The following is a 21,091-nucleotide window of genomic DNA, read 5'->3' on the forward strand; positions in this document are numbered from 1 at the left end:
GCGTGGCCGCGGGCCCACCGCGCCCCCACCGGAGCCGCACCCGACGGCGTGCCCCCGGCCCGGCGGAGCCCGGCCGCGGCGCAGGATCCCGCGCACCGGTCGACGTACGAACGGTGGAGGCCCCCGCAGGCCTCTCGGGCCACCGCCCTGCACGCGGGGGCCTGGTGGCTGTGGGCCCTCGGCCTCGCCACCGCCGCCTCCCGCACCACCAACCCGCTGCTGCTCGGGCTGATCGTCGGCGTCGCCGGGTACGTGGTCGCGGCCCGCCGCACCGACGCGCCCTGGGCCCGTTCCTACGGTGCCTTCCTCAAGCTCGGCCTCTTCGTCATCGGCCTGCGCCTGCTCTTCTCCATGCTCCTCGGCTCCCCCATCCCCGGCTCGCACACCCTCTTCACCCTCCCGGAGATCCCGCTCCCGGCCTGGGCCCAGGGCATCCGCTTCGGCGGCCGCGTCACCGCCGAGCAGCTCGTGTTCGCCTTCTACGACGGTCTGAAGCTGGCCGCGCTCCTGGTGTGCGTCGGCGCCGCGAACGCCCTCGCCAATCCGGCGCGGCTGCTGAAGTCCCTGCCGGCCGCCCTGTACGAGGCCGGGGTCGCCGTCGTCGTCGCCATGACCTTCGCGCCGAACATGGTCGCCGACGTCGTCCGCCTGCGGACCGCCCGCCGGCTGCGCGGCCGGCCCACGGGCGGGGTGAAGGCCATCCTCCAGATCGGCCTGCCGGTCCTGGAGGGCGCCCTCGAACGCTCCGTCGCCATCGCCGCCTCGATGGACGCGCGCGGCTACGGCCGCACGGCCGAGGTCCCGCCCGCCGTCCGGCACACCACCAACGCCCTCACCCTCGGCGGCCTCATCGGCATGTGCGCGGGCACGTACGGCCTGCTCGCCGCGCAGGGTGCCGCGTACGGGCTCCCCGTGCTCGGCGTCGGCGCGGCGCTGGCCGTCGCGGGTCTGCGCCTGGGCGGGCGCCGGTCGGTACGGACGCGCTACCGGCCCGACCGCTGGGGGCCGCGGGCCTGGCTGGTCGCCGGATCGGGCGCGGCCGTGGCCGCCCTGCTGATCCGCGCCGGTTCCGTCGATCCCGCCGCTCTGCACCCGGGCGTGGTCCCGCTCGCGGCCCCCACGCTCCCGCTGTGGCCGGCGGCCGCGATCCTGATCGGCCTGCTGCCCGCCTTCGTGGCACCCGTACCGCCCAAGGAGGCGTCGCAGTGATCCGCTTCGAGCAGGTGTCGGTCACCTACGAGGGCGCGTCCGCCCCCTCCCTGCAAGGCGTCGACCTGGTGATCCCCGAGGGGGAGCTGACGCTGCTGGTCGGCCCGTCGGGCGTCGGCAAGTCCACCCTGCTGGGGACGGTCTCCGGACTGGTCCCGCACTTCACGGGCGGCACCCTGCGGGGCCGGGTCACGGTCGCCGGCCGGGACACGCGCACCCACAAGCCGCGCGAGCTCGCGGACGTGGTCGGCACGGTCGGCCAGGACCCCCTCGCGCACTTCGTGACGGACGTGGTGGAGGACGAGCTCGCCTACGGCATGGAGTCCCTGGGACTGCCACCTGCGGTGATGCGCCGCCGGGTGGAGGAGACCCTGGACCTGCTGGGCCTGAACGAGCTGCGCGACCGGCCGATCGCGACGCTGTCCGGCGGCCAGCAGCAGCGGGTCGCGATCGGCTCGGTCCTCACCCCGCACCCGAAGGTGCTGGTGCTGGACGAGCCGACGTCCGCGCTCGACCCGGCGGCGGCGGAGGAGGTCCTCGCGGTCCTCCAGCGCCTGGTGCACGACCTGGGCACGACGGTGCTGATGGCGGAGCACCGGCTGGAGCGGGTCGTCCAGTACGCCGACCGGGTCCTGCTCCTGCCGTCGCCGGGCGCGGCCCCGGTCATCGGCACCCCGGCCGAGATCATGGCCGTCTCCCCGGTCCACCCGCCGGTGGTCTCCCTGGGCCGCCTCGCGGGCTGGTCCCCGCTCCCCCTGTCGGTCCGCGACGCCCGCCGCCAGGCCGCTCCGCTCCGGTCCCGCCTGTCGACTGCGTCGGCCTCGGCCCCGTCGAACCCTGCGGACCGCCCGTCCGTACCCGGCCGCCCCGCCGCTTCCCAGGGCTCCGCCCCGGACCCCGCGCCTGAGGCAAATCCAGCCCCGCCGGCGTTTGAGGCGCGGGGGTCCGGGGGCGGAGCCCCCGTCGCCGGAGCCCCCGGGCTCCTCGCGCGCCTGCTCCGCCGCGGCAGGCCGACCCCCGACGCCGACCCCGCCGCCCACGCCCCCGCCCACGCCCCCGGCACGGGCCCCGCCGAGGTCCACCGGGTCACCGTCCGCCGCGGCCGCGTACAGGCCCTGCACGCAATCACCCTCACCGTGGCCCCCGGCGAAACCATCGCCCTCATGGGCCGCAACGGCGCCGGCAAGTCCACCCTCCTCTCCACCCTCGTCGGTACGGTCACCCCCACCACCGGCGAGGTGACCGTCGGCGGCCGCACCCCCCACCGCACGGCACCGCCCGAGATGGTGCGCCGCGTCGGCCTCGTCCCGCAGGAACCCCGCGACCTCCTGTACGCCGACACGGTCGCCGCCGAGTGCGCCGCCGCCGACTCCGACGCCGCCGCGCCCGCCGGGACCTGCCGGGACCTCGTCTCCGCGCTGCTTCCGGACGTCCCCGACGACATCCACCCGCGCGATCTCTCCGAGGGCCAGCGCCTGGCCCTCGCCCTGGCCCTGGTCCTCACCGGCCGCCCCGCCCTGCTGCTCCTGGACGAGCCCACCCGCGGCCTGGACTACGCCGCCAAGGTCCGCCTGGTCGAGATCCTGCGCGGCCTGGCCGCCGACGGCCACGCCATCGTCCTGGCCACCCACGACGTGGAGCTCGCCGCGGAGCTCGCCCACCGCGTGGTGATCCTGGCCGGCGGGGAGATCGTCGCGGACGGTCCGACCGCCGAGGTCGTCGTCTCCTCGCCCGCCTTCGCGCCGCAGGTGGCGAAGGTCCTCGCCCCGGACCACTGGCTCACCGTGCGCCAGGTCGCCGAGGCCCTCGACGCGGCGGAGGCCCCGTGAAGCGTCCCGCCCGACCCGTCCGGATCGGTCCCCGCGCCGCCGTCGCCCTGGTCCTCGTCACCCTCATCGGCATCGCGGCCTTCGGCTGGCCGCTGCTCGCCGGCCGGGGCTCGGGCCTCGCCCACGCACAGGACGCCCCCTGGCTCTTCGCCGCGCTCCTCCCCCTCCTGGTGGCGGTGGTCGTCGCGACCATCGCCGACAACGGCATGAACGCGAAGGCGGTGGCGATGCTCGGTGTGCTCGCCGCCGTCGGGGCGGCGCTGAGACCGCTGGGCGCGGGTACGGCCGGGCTGGAGCCCATGTTCTTCCTGATGGTGCTCAGCGCGCGGGTTCTCGGTCCCGGCTTCGGCTTCGTCCTGGGCTCGGTGACGATTTTCGCCTCCGCCCTGCTGACGGGCGGGGTCGGGCCGTGGATGCCGTTCCAGATGCTGGCGATGGGCTGGTTCGCGCTGGGGGCCGGGCTGCTGCCGGGCCCGGAGCGGATCCGGGGCCGGGCGGAGCTGCTGATGCTGGCCGCGTACGGCTTCGTGGGCTCGTTCGCGTACGGCACGGTCATGAACCTGCAGGGGTGGGTGCTGCTGCAGGGCATGGGCCAGGGCATCTCCTTCCATCCGGGGGAGCCGGTGGCCGCGAACCTGGCGCGGTTCGCGGCGTACTGCCTGGCGACCTCGGTGGGCTGGGACCTGGGCCGGGCCGTACTGACGGTCGTGCTGACCCTGACCCTCGGGGCGACGCTGCTGAAGGCGCTGCGCCGGGCGACCCGTAAAGCTGCGTTCGACGCCCCGGTCTCCTTCGGTTCCTTCGATCCGGTGGCCGGAATCGAGCGCGAACCTGCCCTCGGGAGGGGTACGAACGGCAGCGGAGGGTGACATTCGGGGCCTCCGCCGGTGACCCGCCCCATAGGACCTGGGTCACATACGAACGCGGCTAGTAGGCCTTGGAGCCCCTGAACCCGCCCTCACGGGGGCTCAGTGGACCGCCCGCTGCGAGGACCACTAGTAAGCGGGACCTTTGCCAGGGGGTCGGGGCGTCTGTAGAACTGGATGAGTCGCAAGGCGGCAGGGGTACTTCACCCGCCGCCGACGAACCTCTCTCCTTTGCGTGAGTGGCTCACGCATGTCTTCGGCATGCCTGCGACCGCCCTTGTCCCCGTCGGAAGGTCAATCCGTGTCCAACGCCATCATCCGCCGCATCGCCGCCTCCAAGAAGGCCCTCGCGGGCACCGTCGTCGCCCTGGGTGTCGCCGGTTCCATGCTCGCCACGGTTCCCGCCCAGGCGGCCCCGGTGAGCGCCAAGGCGATCGCGCAGCAGATGATCAAGGACCCGGCCCAGTTCGCCGCCTTCGACAAGATCATCTCCCACGAGAGCGGCTGGGACCACACCGCGACCAACGCCTCCTCCGGCGCGTACGGCCTGGCCCAGGCCCTGCCGGCCTCGAAGATGGCCTCCGCGGGCGCGGACTGGAAGACCAACCCGGCCACCCAGATCAAGTGGGGCCTGGACTACATGAACGACCGCTACGGCAGCCCCGTCGGCGCCTGGAACTTCTGGTCCGCCAACCACTGGTACTAGGCCACCAGCGGGCAGCAGCACAGCGAAGCACAGCACAGCAGACATACGAAGGCCCCGGTGGCCGGCCTCCCCAGGTCCGGCCTCCGGGGCCTTCTGCATCCCATCCCACGGGACTCAGGGGCGCCTCACAGGCGCTGGATGATCGTGCCGGTCGCCAGCGCGCCTCCCGCGCACATGGTGATCAGCGCGAACTCCTTGTCACGGCGCTCCAGCTCGTGCAGCGCGGTGGTGATCAGCCGGGCGCCGGTGGCGCCGACGGGGTGGCCGAGCGCGATGCCCCCGCCGTTGACGTTGACCTTCTCCAGGTCCTGGTCGAAGACCTGCGCCCAGGACAGGACCACGGAGGCGAACGCCTCGTTGATCTCGACGAGGTCGATGTCCCGCAGCGACATCCCGGCCTTGCCGAGCACGGCCCGCGTCGCGTCGATCGGCCCGTCGAGGTGGTAGTGGGGGTCGGCGCCGACGAGCGTCTGGGCGACGATCCGGGCGCGCGGCTTGAGCTTGAGGGCGCGGGCCATCTTCCGCGACGCCCACATGACGGCGGCGGCGCCGTCGGATATCTGCGAGGAGTTCCCGGCGGTGTGCACGGCGGTGGGCATGACCGGCTTGAGCCGGGCCAGCGCCTCCATGCTCGTGTCCCGCAGCCCCTCGTCCCGGCCGACCAGGCGCCACATGCCCTGTCCGGCGGCCTGCTCCTCCTCGGTCGTCGGCACCTGCACGGCGAAGGTCTCGCGCTTGAACCGCTCCTCGGCCCATGCGGCAGCGGCCCGCTCCTGGGAGAGGAGCCCGAGCCGGTCGACGTCCTCGCGGGACAGGCCCCGGTGGCGGGCGATCCGCTCGGCGGCCTCGAACTGGTTGGGGAGGTCGACGTTCCACTCGTCCGGGAAGGGCTTGCCCGGGCCGTGCTTGGATCCGGAGCCGAGCGGCACGCGGCTCATGGCCTCGACGCCGCAGGCGATGCCGATGTCCATGACCCCGCCGGAGATCATGTTGGCGACCATGTGGTTGGCCTGCTGCGAGCTGCCGCACTGACAGTCCACCGTCGTCGCGGCGGTCTCGTACGGGAGCCCCATGGCGAGCCAGGCGTTGCGGGCGGGGTTCATCGACTGCTCGCCGGCGTGCGTGACGGTTCCGCCGACGATCTGCTCGACGCAGTCGGGCTGGATTCCGGTACGGGCCAGCAGTTCGCGGTAGGTCTCACCGAGCAGGTAGGCGGGATGGAGGTTGGCGAGAGCGCCCCCGCGCTTACCGATGGGGGTGCGTACGGCTTCGACAATGACGGGTTCCGCGGCCATGAGCTCGTCCTCTCCTGCACTGCGTCAGCACGGCGGGCCGTCCCGGCGCCCCGCCCGAACTAGTACGCGTTCTAGTTCTCCCCGCAGTCTTATGACCTGAGGCCCCGGCACGCAAGGGTCTTGCACGCGGCCTGCACGGATTCCACACGCAACAGTTGGCGCCAGGACCCTTGTCACTTCTAGAACTCGTTACTACCTTCAAGCCAACTTCTGATGGTCCGTCAGACTTTGGAGTTGCCCGATGTCCTGCCCCGCACTGCCCGAAGGCTTCGACGCCACCGACCCAGACCTGCTCCAAAGCCGCGTCCCCTTCCCGGAGTTCGCGCAGCTGCGGCAGACCGCACCCGTGTGGTGGTGCCCGCAGCGGCGGGGCGTCACCGGCTTCGACGACGAGGGCTACTGGGCCGTGACCCGGCACGCGGACGTCAAGTACGTCTCCACGCACCCGGAACTGTTCTCGTCGACGACCAACACCGCGATCATCCGCTTCAACGAGCACATCCAGCGTGATGCGATAGATGCCCAGCGTCTGATCATGTTGAACATGGATCCGCCGGAACACACGCGCGTACGCCAGATCGTGCAGCGGGGCTTCACCCCGCGGGCCATCCGCGGCCTGGAGGGGGCCCTGCGGGACCGCGCCCGGAAGATCGTCGAGGAGGCCGCGGCCACGGCGGCCGACGGCAGCTTCGACTTCGTCACGCAGGTGGCGTGCGAGCTCCCGCTGCAGGCCATCGCCGAACTGATCGGCGTACCGCAGAAGGACCGCGCGAAGATCTTCGACTGGTCGAACAAGATGATCGCCTACGACGACCCGGAGTACGCGATCACCGAGGAGGTCGGCTCCAACGCGGCGATGGAGCTCATCGGCTACGCGATGAACCTCTCCGCCCAGCGCAAGGAATGCCCGGCCAAGGACATCGTCACCCAACTGGTGGCGGCCGAGGGCCAGGGCAACCTCGGCTCGGACGAGTTCGGCTTCTTCGTGCTGCTGCTGGCGGTCGCGGGCAACGAGACCACGCGCAACGCCATCAGCCACGGCATGCACGCCTTCCTGACCCACCCCGCGCAGTGGGAGCTCTACAAGGCGACCCGGCCGTCGACGGCCGCCGAGGAGATCGTCCGCTGGGCCACCCCGGTGGTGTCCTTCCAGCGCACCGCCACCCAGGACACCGAACTGGGCGGCGCGAAGATCAAGGCGGGCGACCGGGTGGGGATGTTCTACTCCTCCGCCAACCACGACCCCGAGGTCTTCACGAACCCGGACGTCTTCGACATCACCCGCGACCCCAACCCCCACCTGGGCTTCGGCGGCGGCGGACCGCACTTCTGCCTCGGCAAGTCGCTGGCGGTGATGGAAATCGACCTGATCTTCAACGCCCTGGCCGACACCCTCCCGAACCTCCACCTCACGAACACCCCCCCACGCCGCCTCCGCGCAGCCTGGCTCAACGGCATCAAGGAACTCCGCGTCACCACCACCCCATCCAGCCCCTCCACCCCCTCCAGCCCCGCCGGCGTTTGAGGCGCGGGGGTCCGGGGGCGGAACCCCAGGCCTTTCAGCCCCGCCACCCCCTCCAGCCCCGCCGCCCCCATCCAGCCCCGCCGGCGCTTGAGGCACGGGGTCGGGGGCGGGGCCCCAGGTCTTCAGCCCCGCCACCCCTCCAGCCTTGCCGCCCCCACCCAGCCTCGCCGGCGCTTGAGGCGCGGGGACTGGGGGCGGAGCCCCGGCTCTTCCAGCCTCGCCGGCGTTTGAGGCGCGGGGGTCCGGGGGCAGCGCCCCCGCAACGGCGCCGCACCCGTTCGAGTGGCGGCCCGGCCCGAACGGAGTGATCCTGGCAAGCAGCGGCGATCCAGCCGAAGGGGCGCCGGGGCAGCGAATGCCCCGGCGCCCCTTCGGCCTCCCCGAGCCAGGCCAGGCCAGGCCAGGCGAGACGGCTACGGCCACGGCCCGGCCAGGGCTACGGCTCGGACGGCCTCCCCGCAACCGCGTCGTACACCCGCAGCCGCACCCGCCTCCGCCACCCCTCCTTCTCCTCCCGCACCCGCGCCCTCCGCTCCTTCCGCCCCCCGGCGGGATACCTCGCCCGCGCCCACGGCGACCCCGGCCGGGCCAGCCGCACCGCCCCGACCAGCGCGAAGAACGGTACGAGGATCCCCAGCAGCCCGGTGAACACCTTCCCCTTGGCCAGCGCCACCAGCGCGAAGCCCGCGTTCACCGCGACCACCACCACGTACGTCCAGCCGGAGGCCTTCGTACCGCCCTCCGAGACTTCGGCGTCGTCGACGCCGAAGGGCGACGCCCCCAGCAACAGCAGCCCGCACGCCGCGGCTCCGATCACCACCGCGTCCACCGAGAGCCGGCCCTCCTCGGACCAGTACACGTCCTTCAGGTGCAGGATCAGCGCGAACTCGTCGAGCACCAGCGCCGTCCCGATGCCGAACACCGCCGCGTCGATCTCCGCCCACGGGGGCCTGTTGCCGGTCGGGGAGGCCAGGCCCAGCCCCCCGACGATCATCAGGACGACACCGAAGACCACGTGGTGGATGTGCAGCCCGCCCGGCGTGACGTTCTTCGGCCACCAGGACACCTGCGCCCGGATCAGCCGCACGCTGATCCGGATGAAGAGGAACGCGCCGAGGAAGCCCAGCAGCAGGCAGAGCAGCGGCTGCTTGCCGGGTTCGACGATCTGACGCTGGTACCAGTCGCCCACGGGTCAGGCCACCCGCCCGGCGGCGTGTGCGGCCCCCGTCGGCTTTGCGCTCATGCCCCGATGCTGGCACCGGGCCGCGCGCGGCGCCTGCGGGAGCCGGCACGGCGCCGCCGCGGACCCCTACGAGGTCCGGGCCGGAGCGTTCAGCCGCCGTTCCCCCTCGCTCGGCTCCTCCTCCGCCTCCGCCTCCGCTTCCGCCTCCGCGCCCGTGCGCTGCCCGGGCAGGGTCAGCTGCAGCCCCCGCGGCCCGGACAGCACGTACACGAGCCCGAAGCCGGCGGACACGACCGCGGCCCCGCCCACGGCGTCCAGCACCCAGTGGTTGGCGGTGGCCACGATCGCGCACACCGTGATCAGCGGGTGCAGCGCCCCGAGCAGCTTCTGCCAGCCCTTCGGCGCCAGCACCACGATCACGATCCCGCACCACAGCGACCAGCCGAAGTGCAGCGAGGGCATCGCCGCGTACTGGTTGGAGATCGCGGTCATGGCCCCGTACGAGGGATTGGCCAGGTCCTGCGGGCCGTGCACGGTGTCGATGAAGCCGAGGCCGGGCATCAGGCGCGGCGGCGCGAGCGGGTAGAGCCAGAAACCTATGAGGGCCAGCACCGTGGCCAGCCCCAGCGAGGCCCGCGCCCACCGGTAGTCGCCGGGGCGCCGCCAGTACAGGACCGCGAGGATCGTCAGCGGGACCACGAAGTGGAAGGAGGTGTAGTAGAAGTTGAAGAACGCCTCCATCCAGGGCGTGTTCACCACGGCGTGGTTCACGGCGTGTTCGATGTCGATGCCCAGCGCGCGCTCGATCCCGTGGATCTGGCTGCCGTTGCCCTCGGCGAGGCTGCGGCTGGTGGGCGCGGCGGCCCGGATGTGCGAGTAGAGCGAGTAGCCCACCCGTATCAGCAGGAGTTCCAGCAGCAGGTTCGGGCGGGACAGCACGCGCCGCCAGAACGGCATCAGTGGCACCCGCGCCCAGCGGGCCGCCGCGGGCCGCCCGTATGCGGTGGGTACGGGCTCGCGCCAGTACGCCGACGAGCGCGGCAGGAACGGTACCGCGCAGGCCGCGGCCACGGCGGTGAGCAGCAGCACGTTGTCGCGTACGGGGGCCAGCGCGGCCAGGTTCGGCAGCAGCATCGTGCTCGGCAGGGTCATGGCGAGGACCACGGCCACCGGCCACACGGGCCGGTCGGCGGCCCGCTTGCCCACCTTGCCGGCGACGGCGAGGAGCACCCACAGCAGCTGGTGGCGCCAGCCCGTCGGGGACACCGCGACGGCCACGCAGCCGGTGACGGCGACGGCGAGCAGCAGCTGGCCGTCGCGGGCGTAGCGGACCGCGCGGCGCAGGCCGATCCAGACGAGGGCGGCCGCGAGGGCGGCGTAGAGCAGGATCTCGGCGGGTCCGGTCAGGCCGAGGCGCAGCAGCGCGCCGTGCACGGACTGGTTGGCGAGGCCGTCGGGGGCTCCGCCGAGGCCGGTACCGGCCAGGTGCTCGACCCAGTACGTCCAGGAGTCGCGCGGCATGGCCGCCCAGGACAGCGCGGTGGCTCCGGCGAAGGTCACGGCGGCGGTGCGCGCGGTGGGGCGGCGTCCGGTCAGCCACAGCAGTGGGGCGAACAGCAGCAGTGCGGGCTGGAGTGCGGCGGCGAGGCCGACGAGGAGGCCGGCGGGCCGGTCGCCGGGCACCCGGAACACGGCGATGAGCACCAGCAGCACGGGCAGGACGGCGGTCCGGCCGGGTGAGGCGGCCTCGCGGACGGGGAGCGAGACCATCATCAGGGCCGTGAGCACGGGCGCGGCGAGCAGCGCGGTGCGCCGCGGCACCGGGTCGGGCAGGCCACGGGAGGCGACGAGCCCGATGGCGGCGACGCACAGCAGCGTCACGCAGGTCCAGGCGACCTCCAGCGACGGGGCGGCGAGGCCGACCAGCGGCTTGAGGACCAGCCCGGCGAAGGGGGTGTCGGAGAACTGGCCGGTGTCGTAGACCGATCCGGGCAGGCGGCCGGGGAGGTGGAAGCCGCTCAGCCATTCGGCCGGTGGCACCCGCAGCACGGCGGCGGCCTGTCTGACGGCGAGCGCGCCGGCCAGCGCCCACAGGAGAAGGCGAGCCGCCCCGAGCCTGCCGTGATCGCCTATGACTCCGGCATGTCCGTTCGCACCGCTGTGCTCTGCCGCGTTAGCCACGCCTCGCCGGCCTCCCGCCATGTTGACCGCAACCCTGACTTCGCCTGGCTGCCGCGCTCCATTACCCGCACGACGATATCTCCCACGGGATGCGTTGGATGGCTGTCACGGGCATCGCGCGGACCGACAGGCCCGCCGGCCTGCGAGGCCCGTTCCTGGACGGGGCACCCGGGTCGATCCGGGGCCCACGGGCCCTCCAGGTGCGGACAGCGGACTTCGTGGCGAAGCTGAGGTGGACAGGCATTCCGTGGAGAGGACGGCTCATGTCCATGCTTGACAAGCTCAAGGACCTCATCAAGGGACACCCTGACCAGGCCCGTCAAGGCGTCGACAAGGCCGGAGACGCCTTCGACGCGAAGACCGGGAGCAAGTACCAGAGCCAGGTCGACACGGCGCAGCAGAAGCTCAACGAACAGATCGGCAAGCAGCCGCCCACGTCCGGGGAGGGCCGGCCGCCTCAGACCTGAAATCGGGGACCTGAAAACTGGGACCTGAGGACTGGGGACTGGGGACTGGGGACTGAGGCGAGCTTCCGGACCGGCACGGCGCAGGGACCGCACCGCACCACGGTGCGGTCCCTGCGGCCTTCCGGAGGGGCGGATGTAGGAAACTGCACGCATATGGTCATGGCCGGGCGTTGGCCCGGCCTGTGTTTCATGAGAGGTGTCCTGTGCCTAGTGTCGTAAAGATCAACGCACTGACGGTTCCCGCCGAGCAGCGGGAGATCCTGGAGCAGCGCTTCGCCTCCCGGGCCGGGGCGGTGGAGAGCTCGGACGGGTTCGAGTGGTTCGAGCTGCTGCGCCCGGTGGAGGGCACGGACCAGTACCTGGTCTACACGCGCTGGCGTTCGGAGGAGGATTTCCAGGCGTGGATGGAGGGCCCGATGAAGGCCGCTCACCAGGGTGGCGGTGAGGGCGGCGGCGAGCGGCCGAAGCCCGCGGCTTCCGCTTCGACGGTGTGGTCGTTCGAGGTCGTGCAGCAGGCGGCCCCGAAGCAGGCCTGACGCGATCCGGACGCGCGCCACGGGCCCGGGTCGAGGCCGGTATCGGCCCGACCCGGGCCCGTGGCGCGACGGACTCGGGGACTCGGCGCATGCGAACTCGGCGCACTCGGACTGGGCGCACTCGGACTGGGCGCACTCGGACTGGGCGCACGCGGACTCGCGGCTCGGGGACTCGGCTCGCGGACTCGTAAAGCGTCAGCTCCAGAAGGCGTCTTCCTCGTCGATGTCCGCCGTGCACTGGTCGATATCGGTGATCTTGTGGCCGATGATCGTGAAGAAGAGCCCCTGACGGATCTCGATGCCGCGGTCACCGCGGTCGGCGCGTGCCGTGTGGAAACTCATCACGTGCCCCCGGCCGTCCGCCAGCACCGATTCCAGGTCCACCTGGAAGGTGCCCTTCGTCTCCTCGCCGAGGCGGCGGTAGAGGTCGAGGACGTTCTCCCGCCCCTTGTGGTGCCCGGACAGCGGGTTGCTGCCCGGCACGTGGTGGATGACGTCGGCCGTCAGCAACGTGCTCATCGCCTCCATGTCGCCTTTGCCGAAGGCCTCGTAACCGCGGCGGACCAGGGCACAGTCGGGATGCTCTGACATGGCGTTCCCACCCTCCGGGTACGCAGGGAATGTCCTTTTCCTATCATCGGCCCGGCCTTGTGGATATTCCACGCGGGAGATCCTCCGCGAACTCCACAATGACGCCATGACCACTCACAGCGAACACCGCACATCCACCCTGTCGTGGACCGTGACCCCCGAGCCGTTCACCACCCGGGACGCCACCGCCCTGCGCCGCGCGTACTACGCCGAGGTCGCCGGCCGTTACTGGAAACGGCAGGTCACCGAGACCGAGATCGACCAAGGGCTGCTGGACTTCCCGGACGACGGGCTGGTCCCGCCGACGGGGCAGTTCGTCGTCGGCAGACTGGACGGCGAGCCCCTGGCGTGCGGCGGGATCCGGCTGCTCGACCCCCGGACCGCCGAGCTCACCAGGGTGTACGTCGACCGGCGCGCCCGCGGCACCGGCGGCGGGGCGGCTCTGCTCAAGGTCCTGGAGGCGGAGGGCCGTGCGCTCGGCGCCGAGCGGGTCCGGCTGGACACCCGGTCGGACCTCGTGGAGGCCCGGGCGTTGTACGCGCGCCACGGGTATGCGGAAATACCGGCCTACAACTCCGGCCCGTACGCACAGCACTGGTTCGAGAAGCGCCTGGCCTGAGCCCGTGCCCCGGCGACGGGGCCGCGCACCGGCAGAGCGGCTGCCGCTAGTGGGCGGCGTGGTCCCGGCGCGGCAAGGCGTCGTAGGGCTCCTCGGCGTCCGAACCGCACAACTCCTTGTTGATCTGCCGGACCAGCTTCACCAGGTCCGTCGGACGGTCCGGGCCCCACCAGTCGCCGAGCAGCTCGGCGAGGGACTCCTCCCGGGCCTCGGCGAGCTTCGCGGCGCACGCGCGCCCCTGGTCGGTCAGGACCAGCGGCAGCCCGTCCCGGACGGCGAGCCCACGCTCCTCGACCTGGCGGGCGGCGTCCGTGACGACCTTCAGCGGCACACTGGTGCGCTCGGCGAGTATCGCGGGCTCCACGGAGCCGTACCTCTTGATCCGCAGCAGCAGCCAGCTGGAGGCGGGCAGCAGGTCGTAGCCCGCCTTCTCGGTGATCTTCTCGTAGACGTGGCGGCGCCCCTCCCGGGTGCCGAGGACCGACAGGGCGCGGGCGACCTCGTCGTGGGAGGAGCGCTGGACGGGGTTGGAGGCCAGGGTCTCCGTCACATCGGGGGCGGTGACCGAGCCGCGGAGCTTGTCCTCCTTCAGGAACCAGGCGATCACGAAGGCGATCAGCACGATCGGCACCGCGTAGAGGAACACGTCGGTGATGGCGGTGGCGTAGGCGTCGAGCACCTGCGGCTGGAGCTCGGCGGGAAGCGCGCCGATGGCCCGCGGGTCCGCCTCCAGCTGCGCGATGCTCGCACCGGCCGGCAGCGTGACGCCCGCGAGGGAGGCGGCCAGCTTGTCATCGAGCTGATGGGTGAAGACCGTGCCGAAGATGGCGACGCCGAAGGAGGCGCCGATGGAACGGAAGAAGGTGGCACCGGAGGTGGCGACGCCGAGGTCGGCGTAGCTGACCGCGTTCTGCACCACCAGGACGAGCACCTGCATGACCAGGCCGAGCCCGGCGCCGAAGACGAAGAAGTAGACGCTCATTTCCCAGGTGGAGCTGGTGCGGTGCAACTGGTGCAGGAGGAGCAGACCGATCGCGGTCACCGCCGTACCGGCGATCGGGAAGACCTTCCAGCGCCCGGTACGGCTGACGATCTGGCCGGAGGCGGTGGAGGTGATCAGCATGCCGATCACCATCGGCAGCATGTGGACGCCGGACATGGTCGGTGAGACGCCCTGGACGATCTGGAGGAATGTCGGCAGGTAGACCATCGCGCCGAACATCGCGAAGCCGACGACGAAGCTGATCGCCGAGCAGAGGGTGAAGGTGCGGATGCGGAACAGACCCAGCGGCAGGACGGGTTCGGCGGCCTTGCGCTCCACGAGGAGGAAGCCGGCGAGCAGTACGGCGCCGAGGACGGCGACGCCGATGATCCGGGCCGAGCCCCAGCCCCAGGTGCCGCCGAGGGAGGCGACGAGCACGAGACAGGTGGCGACGCAGGCGATGAGGAAGGTGCCGAGGTAGTCGATGGTGTGCTTCGAGGAGCGCGCCGGGATGTGCAGGACGGCGGCGATGACGACGAGCGCGACGAGCCCGATCGGGAGGTTGATGTAGAAGACCCAGCGCCAGGACAGGTTGTCCACGAACAGGCCGCCCAGCAGCGGGCCCAGCACGCTGGTCGCGCCGAAGACGCCACCGAAGAGGCCCTGGTACTTGCCGCGTTCGCGCGGCGGGACGATGTCGCCGACGATCGCCATCGACAGCACGATCAGTCCGCCGCCGCCCAGACCCTGCAGGGCGCGGAAGCCGATGAGCTGGGGCATGTCCTGGGCGATCCCGCACAGCGCCGACCCGATGAGGAAGAGGACGATGGCGTACTGGAAGAACCTCTTGCGTCCGTACTGGTCGCCGAGCTTGCCCCACAGGGGGGTGGCGGCGGTGGCGGCGAGCATGTAGGCGGTGACGACCCAGGACAGGTGCGCCATGCCGCCGAGGTCGCTGACGATGGTCGGCAGGGCGGTGGAGACGATGGTCTGGTCGAGTGCGGCGATCAGCAGGCCCAGCAGCAGGGCTCCGATGGAGACGAGGACATCGCGGGAGGCGTGCTCGGCGGCGGGACCGGTCTTCTCCGGGTCGAGAACGGGGCCCGGGCCCTGCGCGGTCACATCCTGAGCCATCGGTACCTCCTCAGGCCGGATCAACATCTCCATCCTGAGCGGTGTGTCCGGTTATGGCCTCTCGGGCGGTTGGGAGGGCCCCTGCGGGTCTGCATAATCGCAGGCAATAGCCAGGGAGGGAGTCCAGTGAGCCGTCAGCACTGTCCAGAATGCGGCGCCGCCGGCGCAGGCTGCGGGTGCGTGCCGGGTGTGGGTTTCAACCCCTTGCGCATCCGCCCGTACGTGACGTTGCCGGACCCCGGCGAGCCGGACACCCCGGTGTCCCCGCAGCCGGTGTCCGGAGTGGTGGCCCCGGACCCGCGCCCGGCGCCCGTGCCTGCGCCGGCGGAGGACGACACCCCGGCGTACGGGATACCCGGGCCGCCGCAGGACGGGCCGTGGCCCGCGGGGCCTGCCGGGCCCGCGCACGCATCGAACCCGGCCGAGACGGTCCAGCTCCGGACGATCCCGGCAGCGGGCCACACGTACGGCAGCGAAGCGGGAGGGGGTGGGGGCGGGGGCCCGGAGAAGCGAACCGGCCCGTCCGCCCGAAAGCCGCTCGCGCTGCTGATCGGCGCCGCGGCGGCGGTCGCCCTCAGCGGGACGGCCGTGGCGGTGTGGGCGCTCCCGAGTTCCACCGAGACCGAGGCCGCGCTGATGGACGCGAAGGCGTCGGCGCCCGTGACGAGCGCCGCCCCGGCCGCGCCCTCCGCGAGCCCGTCCCCGAGCAAGGGCAGCCCGTCCCCCTCGGCCTCCCCGTCACCGAGCGCCTCGAAGTCGGCGTCGCCGTCCCCGTCGCCGAGCGCGTCCCGCACATCGGCAGCCCCGTCCCCCAGCCCGTCCCCGAGCGCGAGCCGCTCCTCCAGCCCGTCGCCCACGCAGGCCCCGACCCTGCGGCACGGGGACTCCGGTTCGGAGGTGGAGAAGCTCCAGCGGCTGCTCGCGGCGCAGGGCCTGTACCGGGGCAGGATCAACGGCCGGTTCGACTGGCGGGTGGAGGAGGCCGTGTCGGAGTTCCAGTACGACAGAGGCATCGACGATCAGGAGTGGGGCTTCTACGGGCCGGTGACCCGCAAGGCTCTGGAGGGATGAGCGTCACATGTCCGCTGGTGGCGCGGACTGCCCTTTGTTTTGTATCGTGAAGGAACAAAATGGTTCCGTCCTCATTCCCTGACCGGTGGACGGAACCACTTGTTCTCTTTCCCGCCCCGTCTGGAGCCCCGCCGATGCCGGCCAGCACCACCACCGCACCCGTCGCCCTGACCGCCAAGGCCCTGCTCCTGGACATGGACGGCACGATCGTCAACTCCGACGCGGTGGTCGAGCGCTGCTGGCACGACTGGGCGGTCTCCCACGGGCTGGACCCGCAGGAGGCCATGAAGGTGGTTCACGGCCGTCAGGGCTACGCCACCATGGCCGTACTCCTGCCGGACCGCCCCATGGAGGTCAACCACGCCGAGAACGCGGTGATGCTCGCCCGCGAAACGGCCGACACCGACGGAGTGATCCCGGTCGCGGGCGCCCCGGAGTTCATGGCCGCGCTCGACGGCCTGCCGCACGCCCTGGTCACCTCCGCCGACACCGCCCTGGCCACGGCACGGATGACCGCCGCCGCCCTGCCGATGCCCGAGATACGGGTCACGGCCGAGTCCGTCCAGGCCAGCAAGCCCGACCCCGAGGGCTTCCTCATGGGCGCCGCCGCGCTGGGCGTGGACCCGGCCGACTGCATCGTCTTCGAGGATTCGGCCGCGGGCATCACCGCAGGCCGGGCGGCGGGCATGCGCGTGATCGGCGTGGGCCCCCGCGCAGCCGCCCACGCCCCGACGGCCCACGTCCCGGACCTGACGGCACTCCACGTCACGACCACCCCGGACGGCTCGATCACCATCACGCTCCAGCCGTCGGCCTAACGGCACACCCACCAGACGCCGCCAGGACTACGGGGGCGGCCGGGCGGGGTCGGGAGGGCTGGCGGCGGCTCTGGGATGCGGAAGCCGGCTGGGCGGGGTCGGGGGCCTGTGGCGGGTGGCTTCGCGGTACGGAGTCGGCCGGGCGGGGTCAGACGAAGTGCGGCGGTGCCTTCGGAAGGCGGGAGCTGCCCGAACGGAATCAGGGATGCGTATGGGGGTTTCCCGTCAGTCCCATCGTCCCTCCCGTGTCGGGCCGGTCCCTCAAGGGCGCTCCTTCGTCGCGTCACTGCGTGATGGCCTTCGGCCACCCTTGACCGACCGTCCCGCCCCGGAGAAACGAAAGACTGCCGGGAAGCCCCCAAAAGAACGAGCCGGCCGATACTTTCAGGGACAGGGCGGCCAGAGATGCCCAGGCAGATCCCAGTGGGCACGGTCCAGAGACGGGGCCCATGACAGCCCCCTGCCGTGTCGGGGGAAACGCACCCAATCGCTACGCGCTCCACACCTCTCAGCGTCTCCACGCCGTCTTGGGCTGGACATAGGCCGCCCAAGACCTCAAGCGTTTCTCACCAACGGCGTCCGGCGACCGTCTGGGGCTGTTCACAGGCCGCCCAAGAGCTCGGCCCGGCGCTCGACATGCGTCCGACGGCCGTCCATAAGCCGCCCACGACCCGCAAGCACTCTTCTCGGGAGGCGTCTGACTGCTGGCTGGGGTGGAAAGGCGTGGGACAGCGGCTATGTCGTCGTGGATGCGGGTCAGCACACCTGGGTGGCCCGAAAGGCCGACCGATTGCCCCCACTTGGAACCCCTGGCTCGGCCGAAGCCGTGGGAGGGCGATGACGAGCCACGAAGCCTTCCTCACCCCCGGACGCACTGATCTGCATGCGGCGCGCCTGAACTCCCGGTGGGAGTTTCAGGACAGACACGGCTTGCGTTGACGGCCCGGTGGCCGACCTCAGGTTGGCTTGCGCCACACGGAGATGTGCTTCGCGGAGTCCTGGGTGAACGGCGCCCCATCCCAGTCCGCGACGCGACGTTCCAGCTCGAGCCCAGCGATCCGTGCCATCAGGTCGAGCTCTGCCGGCCAGGCGTAGCGGTGCCGGGAGTTGTCGCGGCGGTAGCGGCCGTCGTCGCCGTCGCGGGTGAAGTGGTGCGAGACGAGAATCTGCTCGACGAGGTCGAAGGTGTCGAAGCCGAGATGCTGCTCGGAGACGTCGAACGGCACCGCGACCTGGCCGGGCGGCAGGAACCGCAGCGGCGGCACGCCCAGCTCGATGACGAATCGGCCGCCGGGCTCCAGATGACGTGCGGCGTTGCGGAAGCACTCGACCTGCTCGTCCTGCGTGAGCAGGTTCGTGATGGTGTTGTAGACGAGATAGACCAGGGTGAACTCGCCGGGAACGACGGTGGTGGCCATGTCCCCGATGACTACCGGGAGCGTGCCCTCGTCGATCTTGCGCCGCAGCACCGCTGCCATGTGCTCGGACAGTTCGATGCCCACTACCGGCACGCCGCGTTCCCGGAGCGGGACGCCCACTCGTCCGGTCCCGATGGCGAACTCCAGTGCCCGGCCGTCTCCGGCGAGCTCGGCAAGGAAGGCAAGAGTCGGTCCGAGAACGGCGGCCGAGGACGTCTCGGCCTCCTCGGCGTCGTAGCGGTCGGCGGTCGCACGGGTCCACAGCTCACTGCTCGTCACGAGCGGCCACTTTGCCGGGTACCGAGAGGCACTGTCGACGCAATTACCTTCCACCGACTCCGATCACACGGTTCGAGGCGGGCCGGGACAGACCTTTCAGGCATCGCCCGGCTCGGGACACACGGTCACGGCAGTGGATCCACCGCCTCGAAGATCATCTCGTTGGGAGTTCTCAGGGCACGAGCTTGTGGAGTGATGCTCGCGCTGACCCGGCTCCACGACGGAATAGCCGAGCTGTCGCCCGTCCGCCCCTCTCAGCAACTCTCGTCAGCCCCTGACGGCCGTCGGTCGCGGTCATGGAGAAGCGCGTAGCGATCCGAGGCGGCCTATGTCCAGCCCAGGACGGGGTGGAGACGCTGAGAGATGAGGAGCGCGTAGCGATCGGGTGCGCCTCCCCCGACCCGGGCCATGGCCCGGATGGGCCCCGCCTCTGGACCGTGCCCACCCGGATCTCCCTGGGCATCTCTGACCGCCCCGGTGGTCTCTTGTCGGCCGGCCCGTTCCTTTGGGGGCTTCCCGGCAGTCTTTCGTTTCTCCGGGGCGGGACGGTCGGTCAAGGGTGGCCGAAGGCCATCACGCAGTGACGCGACGAAGGAGCGCCCTTGAGGGACCGGCCCGACACGGGAGGGACGATGGGACTGACGGGAAACCCCCATACGCATCCCTGATGCCGCCCGGCCAGCTCCCGCCTTCCGAAGGCACCGCCGCACTTCGCCCGACCCCGCCCGGCCGTCTCCCGCCCCCCGAAGCCCCCTACTGCCCCACTCGCCCGTCGATGCGTTCCCGTAGGAAGTCCGCGTGGCCGTTGTGGCGGGCGTATTCCTCGATCATGTGAACCAGGACCTCGCGGAGCTCCATCGGCTCGTCGCCGTGTCCGCTGTCACCCGTGACGTCCAGGCCGGTGGCCTCTGCGACCACTTGTTCCGCGAAGGCGACTTCGGCGCGCCAGGTGGCCCACGCCTCCGCGACCACCTCCGGGTCGGCCACCGCGCCGGTGAACTCCCCCGCGCGGTCCTCCTCCGAGCGGTAGTGCCGCCGTATCTCCTGGCCCGCCATGACCTGCCGGAACCAGTACTGCTCGACGCCCGCGAGGTGGCGTACAAGACCCAGCAGGGACAGGTTGGAGGGTTCCACCGAGCGCCGCGCCAGGGCCTCCGCGTCGAGGCCCGCGCACTTGAGTTCCAGCGTCAGGCGCTGGTCGCGCAGGTAGCCGGCGAGTACGGCTCGCTCGCCCTGGAATCCGCCGTCGGTCCGGGTGTCCTCGTCGGGGTGGACGAACATGTTGGACCAGCCGAACTGACGGTCCTCGGCGGACACCGGCGCGGACGCAGATCGGGGTGCGGACTCGACGGCGGAGACGGCGGGGCCGGCGGAGGCGGGGCCGGCGGAGGCGGCGGGGCCGGCGGAGGCGGGGCCGGCGGAGGCGGCGGGACCGGTGGCGGCGGTGGTGTCTGTCACGCGCACGAGCGTGACCTGCGCGTCGCCTCCCCGCAAGGAAATATCCGCCGCCACCACGGCCCGCACCTCCGACGCGTCAGCCCGCGATCGCCTCGTAGAGCGAGAACGCGGCCAGTGCGGCCATCACGGCAGCCGCGATCTTGGTGATCAGTCGCAGCGGCACGTACTTCATCAGGGTGCGCCCGCCCAGGATGCCGATGCCGGCGACCGCCCACAGGGCGAGCACGGCGCCGATGCCGACCGAGACGGGATTGTCGTACCGGGCGGCGAGGTTGGCGGTCATGATCTGGGTCAGGTCACCGAACTCCGCCACCAGGATCAGCATGAAGCCCGCCCCGGAGACCTTCCAGAAGGACTGGTCTGCGGGCGGCTTGACCTCCTCGTCCCCGTCGTCCTTCTTCAGGAGCAGCATGGCCGCGCCCAGGAGGAAGAGGATCCCGACGACGGCCTGGACGAGCCGGTGCGGGAGCAGCGTGAGGACGCTGCCTGCGGCGATGGCGAGTGCGACGTGTACGGCGAAGGCGGCGGCGACGCCCGCAAAGACGTAGGAGGCACGGTAGCGCGTGCCGAGCATCAGGCCGGCGAGGGCCGTCTTGTCGGGGAGTTCGGCAAGGAAGACGACGCCGAAGGCGATCGCCGTGATGCTGAAGCTGAACACGGGGGTGAAACCTCGATCGGTCGGGCAGGGCGCCATCGGGACCGAGAGACCTGGGGTGTGTCAGGGGTCGCTTCGGCTCGGCGGCGCCCTGGCTTGCGCGTGCGCGTACGAAACGCGCCTGCGCTGAACAGGACACTGCGGCCGAAGGTCTCGCTGGCCGGCCGCTGTCCGCGTCCTGCCTCCGGGCGCCGGCTGGTGTGACCCAGCAGTATGTCGACGGTCCGGCGAAGAGCTACTCCCCTTCTGCTCAGAACAGACTACGCGAC

The 21,091-nt window shown here is 71.8% G+C and carries 19 protein-coding genes; 10 read left to right on the top strand and 9 right to left on the bottom strand.

Annotated features, from left to right (window positions below):
- The first annotated feature begins 48 nt into the window (after positions 1-48).
- From ACFY04_RS02700 to ACFY04_RS02715, 4 genes are all read left to right on the top strand, one after another.
- The gene (locus ACFY04_RS02700) at positions 49-1,209 is read left to right on the top strand and encodes an energy-coupling factor transporter transmembrane component T (RefSeq protein WP_389113919.1); all 1,161 of its coding nucleotides are present in this window, start codon (positions 49-51) and stop codon (positions 1,207-1,209) included.
- The gene (locus ACFY04_RS02705; RefSeq protein WP_389113865.1) at positions 1,206-3,038 is read left to right on the top strand and encodes an ABC transporter ATP-binding protein; all 1,833 of its coding nucleotides are present in this window, start codon (positions 1,206-1,208) and stop codon (positions 3,036-3,038) included. The genes ACFY04_RS02700 and ACFY04_RS02705 overlap by 4 nt, the downstream gene beginning before the upstream one ends.
- The gene (locus tag ACFY04_RS02710) at positions 3,035-3,907 is read left to right on the top strand and encodes an ECF transporter S component (RefSeq protein ID WP_389113866.1); all 873 of its coding nucleotides are present in this window, start codon (positions 3,035-3,037) and stop codon (positions 3,905-3,907) included. Before ACFY04_RS02705 ends, ACFY04_RS02710 begins: the two co-directional genes overlap by 4 nt.
- Positions 3,908-4,154: 247 nt before the next feature.
- Positions 4,155-4,610 carry a transglycosylase SLT domain-containing protein gene (locus tag ACFY04_RS02715; protein ID WP_389113867.1) on the top strand — a complete coding sequence of 152 codons (456 nt, stop codon included), beginning with the start codon at positions 4,155-4,157 and terminating at the stop codon, positions 4,608-4,610.
- A 125-nt stretch (positions 4,611-4,735) separates the two neighbouring features.
- Here the strand turns inward: ACFY04_RS02715 and ACFY04_RS02720 are convergent, their stop codons facing one another.
- Positions 4,736-5,905 (bottom strand): steroid 3-ketoacyl-CoA thiolase, encoded by a 1,170-nt coding sequence (locus tag ACFY04_RS02720; protein WP_389113868.1) that lies wholly within the window; start codon positions 5,903-5,905, stop codon positions 4,736-4,738.
- Positions 5,906-6,146: 241 nt separating this feature from the next.
- On the opposite strand from ACFY04_RS02720, the gene ACFY04_RS02725 reads away from it, so the two are divergent.
- Positions 6,147-7,430, top strand: coding sequence for a cytochrome P450 (locus ACFY04_RS02725; protein ID WP_389113869.1), 1,284 nt, complete (start codon positions 6,147-6,149; stop codon positions 7,428-7,430).
- Positions 7,431-7,866: 436 nt separating this feature from the next.
- Here ACFY04_RS02725 and ACFY04_RS02730 read toward each other — a convergent pair whose 3' ends face one another.
- Together ACFY04_RS02730 and ACFY04_RS02735 are read right to left on the bottom strand one after the other, a co-directional pair.
- Complete coding sequence (locus ACFY04_RS02730) at positions 7,867-8,619, bottom strand: hypothetical protein (RefSeq protein WP_389113870.1); 753 nt, start codon at positions 8,617-8,619, stop codon at positions 7,867-7,869.
- A 120-nt stretch (positions 8,620-8,739) separates the two neighbouring features.
- On the bottom strand, positions 8,740-10,815 hold the full coding sequence (locus ACFY04_RS02735; protein WP_389113871.1) for a bifunctional glycosyltransferase 87/phosphatase PAP2 family protein: 2,076 nt from the start codon (positions 10,813-10,815) through the stop codon (positions 8,740-8,742).
- Positions 10,816-11,057: 242 nt separating this feature from the next.
- Here ACFY04_RS02735 and ACFY04_RS02740 point away from each other — a divergent pair, with 242 nt between their 5' ends.
- Positions 11,058-11,261 (top strand): antitoxin, encoded by a 204-nt coding sequence (locus ACFY04_RS02740; protein WP_389113872.1) that lies wholly within the window; start codon positions 11,058-11,060, stop codon positions 11,259-11,261.
- A 203-nt stretch (positions 11,262-11,464) separates the two neighbouring features.
- The gene (locus tag ACFY04_RS02745; protein WP_301371460.1) at positions 11,465-11,797 is read left to right on the top strand and encodes an antibiotic biosynthesis monooxygenase; all 333 of its coding nucleotides are present in this window, start codon (positions 11,465-11,467) and stop codon (positions 11,795-11,797) included.
- A 195-nt stretch (positions 11,798-11,992) separates the two neighbouring features.
- Here the strand turns inward: ACFY04_RS02745 and ACFY04_RS02750 are convergent, their stop codons facing one another.
- On the bottom strand, positions 11,993-12,388 hold the full coding sequence (locus ACFY04_RS02750) for a nuclear transport factor 2 family protein (RefSeq protein ID WP_389113873.1): 396 nt from the start codon (positions 12,386-12,388) through the stop codon (positions 11,993-11,995).
- A 106-nt stretch (positions 12,389-12,494) separates the two neighbouring features.
- Here ACFY04_RS02750 and ACFY04_RS02755 point away from each other — a divergent pair, with 106 nt between their 5' ends.
- Positions 12,495-13,007, top strand: coding sequence for a GNAT family N-acetyltransferase (locus tag ACFY04_RS02755; RefSeq protein ID WP_389113874.1), 513 nt, complete (start codon positions 12,495-12,497; stop codon positions 13,005-13,007).
- A gap of 46 nt (positions 13,008-13,053) precedes the next feature.
- On the opposite strand, the gene ACFY04_RS02760 is transcribed toward ACFY04_RS02755, so the two are convergent.
- Both ACFY04_RS02760 and ACFY04_RS02765 read right to left on the bottom strand, forming a co-directional pair.
- The gene (locus tag ACFY04_RS02760) at positions 13,054-15,123 is read right to left on the bottom strand and encodes a DHA2 family efflux MFS transporter permease subunit (RefSeq protein WP_389113875.1); all 2,070 of its coding nucleotides are present in this window, start codon (positions 15,121-15,123) and stop codon (positions 13,054-13,056) included.
- Between the two features lie 134 nt (positions 15,124-15,257).
- Positions 15,258-15,980 (bottom strand): hypothetical protein, encoded by a 723-nt coding sequence (locus ACFY04_RS02765; protein ID WP_389113876.1) that lies wholly within the window; start codon positions 15,978-15,980, stop codon positions 15,258-15,260.
- Between the two features lie 40 nt (positions 15,981-16,020).
- Between ACFY04_RS02765 and ACFY04_RS02770 the strand changes: the two genes are divergently transcribed.
- Positions 16,021-16,194 carry a peptidoglycan-binding protein gene (locus ACFY04_RS02770; protein ID WP_158712014.1) on the top strand — a complete coding sequence of 58 codons (174 nt, stop codon included), beginning with the start codon at positions 16,021-16,023 and terminating at the stop codon, positions 16,192-16,194.
- Positions 16,195-16,328: 134 nt separating this feature from the next.
- Positions 16,329-17,012, top strand: coding sequence for an HAD-IA family hydrolase (locus ACFY04_RS02775; protein WP_389113877.1), 684 nt, complete (start codon positions 16,329-16,331; stop codon positions 17,010-17,012).
- 956 nt (positions 17,013-17,968) lie between these two features.
- Here the strand turns inward: ACFY04_RS02775 and ACFY04_RS02780 are convergent.
- The 3 genes from ACFY04_RS02780 to ACFY04_RS02790 form a co-directional block, all read right to left on the bottom strand.
- A complete protein-coding gene (locus tag ACFY04_RS02780) occupies positions 17,969-18,709 on the bottom strand; it encodes a class I SAM-dependent DNA methyltransferase (RefSeq protein WP_389113878.1) in 741 nt (246 codons plus the stop codon).
- 753 nt (positions 18,710-19,462) lie between these two features.
- Positions 19,463-19,990: a DinB family protein gene (locus tag ACFY04_RS02785; protein ID WP_389113920.1), complete on the bottom strand. Its 528-nt coding sequence runs from the start codon at positions 19,988-19,990 to the stop codon at positions 19,463-19,465.
- Positions 19,991-20,243: 253 nt separating this feature from the next.
- Positions 20,244-20,825, bottom strand: coding sequence for a TMEM165/GDT1 family protein (locus ACFY04_RS02790; protein WP_314254558.1), 582 nt, complete (start codon positions 20,823-20,825; stop codon positions 20,244-20,246).
- Positions 20,826-21,091: the final 266 nt, after the last annotated feature.

This window comes from Streptomyces sp. NPDC001549 (genome assembly GCF_042894025.1).
Classification (GTDB): domain Bacteria; phylum Actinomycetota; class Actinomycetes; order Streptomycetales; family Streptomycetaceae; genus Streptomyces; species Streptomyces kutzneri.